This window comes from Microcoleus sp. N9_A1 (assembly GCF_036701795.1).
Lineage (GTDB): Bacteria > Cyanobacteriota > Cyanobacteriia > Cyanobacteriales > Microcoleaceae > Microcoleus.
Genome location: NZ_JAUBRI010000154.1, coordinates 1 through 3,854 on the forward strand (window position 1 = coordinate 1; position 3,854 = coordinate 3,854).

The following is a 3,854-nucleotide window of genomic DNA, read 5'->3' on the forward strand; positions in this document are numbered from 1 at the left end:
GGCGTCCCGCCCGTCCAAAAAAGACGGGCGGGACGCCCATCCCACAATAACAATTAAAATTGTAAGTTATTTAATTCCCGATCCCGATCAAGAGACAAGATTGCTTTCATTCGCTCCCAGTTCTTAAAATTATCTGCGTTAATCTGTGTTTATCTCCCAAACATCTGCGGTTGACCTATCCATCAAATATTTATGTAATAAGTTTAAGATGCAATGTTATTCTCGTCGCTCAGGCGTTAGTGTATTCTAGTAAGTATTGTCAGGCTGAAATTATGATTGATGTTGGTTCGTTAGTTCGATCGCCCAGAAACGATTTGGGAGTCGGAAAAGTTGTCGAGGTATCGCGTACTGATGCCGTAGTTGAATATTTTTGCTCAGTTAAAAACCGCATCCGCAAAACTGTACCCTTGGGTTTGCTGCAAGAATCCATACTTCAGCGCCAAACCCGCTGCTACCTCTGGAGCACAAGTCAGGAAAGGTGGATTATCGGTCGAGTTTATGACTGGGATGAAGATAAATTAGAATACGAAATTGACCTCCCCGACAGCCAAAGTTTACAAGCTGTTGAAACCGAACTTTACGTTCGCTGCAATATCCCGATCGCCGATCCGATCGACATTTTAGCAGTCAAAGGCCAAGAAACACCGTATTTTCACGATCGGCGATTGGCATTTGTTCAATCTGCGATCGAACAGCGGGCAGTCAGCCGCGGCATGACCGGTTTAATTTCTGCTAACATAGACCTCTATCCGCACCAAGTTGAAGTCGTGCGGCGCGTCTTAGAAGACCCAATCGTGCGCTATTTATTGGCAGACGAACCAGGACTGGGGAAAACAGTAGAAGCCGGCACAATTCTCCGCCAATTTCTGCTAGATGAACCCAACGGACGCGCTGTGGTACTGGTTCCGAAATACTTGCTCGAACAGTGGCGGCAGGAGTTGGAAAATAAATTCTATTTGTCTCATTTTGCTGACCGAGTGCAGCTTGTTGCTGTTAGCGAAATCAATCAAATTAGCCGCAACGCTAACCTGGATTTTCTGATTGTGGATGAAGCGCAGGATGTGGCGGCAATGGCAAATTCTAGCGATCGCGCTCAGCAGCAGTCGTTTGAACTCTGTCAGAAACTAGCTCAAAAAAGTAAAAATGTATTGTTATTATCTGCAACGCCAGTTCTTGGTCGCGAGCAAGATTTTCTAACGATGCTGCACTTACTAGATCCGACAACTTACCGTCTTGACGACCTGGAAAGCTTCAAACAACAGGTGCAAAACCGTCAAGAAATCGGTCGCGCTTTGCTGGATTTCCGAGAAAATGCCAAGCCTGCTGTTTTGCAAACAAAACTCGCTCAACTTCGCACTATTTTTGCGAAAGATGATTATTTAATCGGATTAGCAACAGAGTTAGAAAGTTGTTTGAAAACTCAAGAAACCGCAGAACAGGCTCGGCTTGTCCGAACTATTCGCACTCACGTTAGAGATACCTACCGCCTGCACCGCCGCATTCTTCGCAACCGCCGGGATGCGGTTGAAGATGTGATTTTCGACCGAGATGCTGTCCCCAAAACAGAGTACGATCTGAATGATGAACAGTGGTCGGAAATTCAAACCGTACTCGATAAATGGCGCACAGTTGCTCCCAAGTCGAGCGAATATCAGAGAATTTTTCTGCTGTTTTTCCGCGCTTCTGGTACTTGGCTGAATGTTTTAGAACGGGTTGTCAAAGCTCGTTTGCAGAAAAAATCGACTCCTGAACTCGATCGCGAATTTGGACAAAATGACACGGCAATTTTGACCAAAACTGCGCTGTTTCCCGAAGAAAGGGAAATGCTGGAAACCTTGCTCAATACGGTGGAAAAACCCCAGGAAGGGCTAGATCGACTGAGTTTGTTACGAATCGCCATTCTCCGATTTTTGGCAGTTGCTTTGAAGGTTCCCCGCGAGTATCACAGCAATCCTCGCGATTTGCTGTCGAGAATTCAACAGCAAATTAAACGGCCGATTCCGGGCGAGCGTTTCCCGAAAATTGCGATTTTAACCAGTTTTACGGCAACTTGTCAAGAAATTGCGGAAAATTTAGCTAAAATCTTTGGTAAAAAGGCGATCGCCAGCCATGACACGAGCAAATCGGCGGATGAGGTTGAGGCTAGTCTCAAGCGGTTTAAGACTGAACCGCATTGTTTTATCTTAGTGTGCGATCGATCGGCAGAAGCAGGGGTAAATCTGCAATTGACAGATTGGTTAATTCACTTCGATTTGCCGTGGTTTCCCCATCAGTTAGAACAAAGACTCGGCAGAGTCGATCGCATTGGTAGCAAAATGGGAGTGCAATTTTGTTTGTTTGCAGGCCCGGATTTGCCAGAGAGTCCCCACGAAGCTTGGTTTCAAGTTTTAAAAGATGGGTTTGATATCTTCAACAAATCTATTGCCAGCCTTCAGTTTTATGCTGAGGAAAAACTTCTCAAACTTGAAGAAAAGTTGTTTGCCGAGGGAGGCAAGGGCTTATCCAGCGAAATTGAAGCGATTAAAACTGAAATCGAACAAGAGAAAATCAAAATTGATGAACAGTACGTTCTCGATGAAATTGATACTCTTGATGACAGTGCATCTCAGTATTTTGAATCTCTCGACAACTGCGACGCTAAGCATAAAGAAATGCAGCGGGCTACTGAAGGTTGGTTGTGTCAAGCTCTTCACTTCAAACAAATCGAACATCCGAGTATATCGGGGTTGCTGCGCTATCAACCTACTCAAAAAACTTTGATTCCCTCAAACGATTTGAGAACCAGATTGATTCCTTATTGCCAGCAATATGGCAGTTACAATCGCCGGATTGCTTATCAGAATGCTGATGTCGCTCTTTACCGAATTGGTGAGGGATTGATCGATGCACTTGGCTCTTATATTCGCTGGGACGATCGCGGTCAAGCTTTTGCCATGTGGCGGCATGATGAAAGCTGGGATGCTGCGCCTGGGAAGGAGTGGTTCGGCTTTCAGTTTAATTATTCAATCCAGACTGATGTGCAGCCTGCTGAGCAAGTTTTGCAAGCACAAAATATCGAAAATTACAACTTGAAAGCTTTGCAGCGGCGCGCTGATGCTCTGTTTCTCCCAATTTTTGAAACTGTGTTTGTAGATGCTCGCAGCGCAGAAATGTCTCTGGTGGAAGATGCGGAAATTCTAGCGGTTTTGCAGCGGGGTTATAAGGGGAAAGGCGGGCCGAATCGGGATTACAACTTGTCGAAAAATCGCACCTCGCTGATTGACAGTTTTGTCGATCCGCTAGAATGGGATGATTTTTGTCAAAAGGGGCGGGTGATATCGGAGGAATTGCTGCGCGGGCGATCGGCTTTTGTGGAAATGTGCGATCGATCTGCTGTCACTGCTGCAATCCAACTCGAAAACCGGGTGAATCAATTGCAATTGCGCTTGAACCGACTTTCTAAATCGGAACAAGCTTTAGAATCGGTTTTGGCTGAGGAAATCAATACCGAAAGTTTGTTGAGTCAAGCGGTTTTAGCTGGGATTCGCCGCCCGCACATGACTCTCGAATCTGTTGGATTTATGGTGATTTCTGGGCGTCCTCCTGTAAAGTCGGAGGATGAAGGATAATTTGTTTGGGAGGGCGATCGCTCTTTTTGGGGCGATTGCTTTTTAGCAACCGCAGATGCAGGCGGATAAACGCGGATGGACGCAGATGAAGGAAAGGGCGATCGGTTTTATCTAATACCAATTTTGTATGAGGCTGCACATATCTCGATCCCCCCTAGCCCCCCTTAATAAGCAGGGTGGATTAATTGTCAGGGGGGAATGTAGAATAGAAGAGGTAATCAAGTCTGCCCTGTCCGGGTAGACTAT

General features: G+C 45.8%; 1 protein-coding gene. It reads left to right on the plus strand.

All coding sequences use genetic code 11. The annotated features are described in order from the left end of the window. Positions 1–272: 272 nt before the first annotated feature. Positions 273–3,608 carry a protein DpdE gene (gene dpdE, locus QUA58_RS30950; protein WP_333397955.1) on the plus strand — a complete coding sequence of 1,112 codons (3,336 nt, stop codon included), beginning with the start codon at positions 273–275 and terminating at the stop codon, positions 3,606–3,608. The last annotated feature ends 246 nt before the right edge of the window (positions 3,609–3,854 follow it).

Coding starts and splice junctions, on each gene's coding strand:
- dpdE (WP_333397955.1), top strand. CDS start 273: ATGATTGATGTTGGTTCGTTAGTTCGATCGCCCAGAAACGATTTGGGA.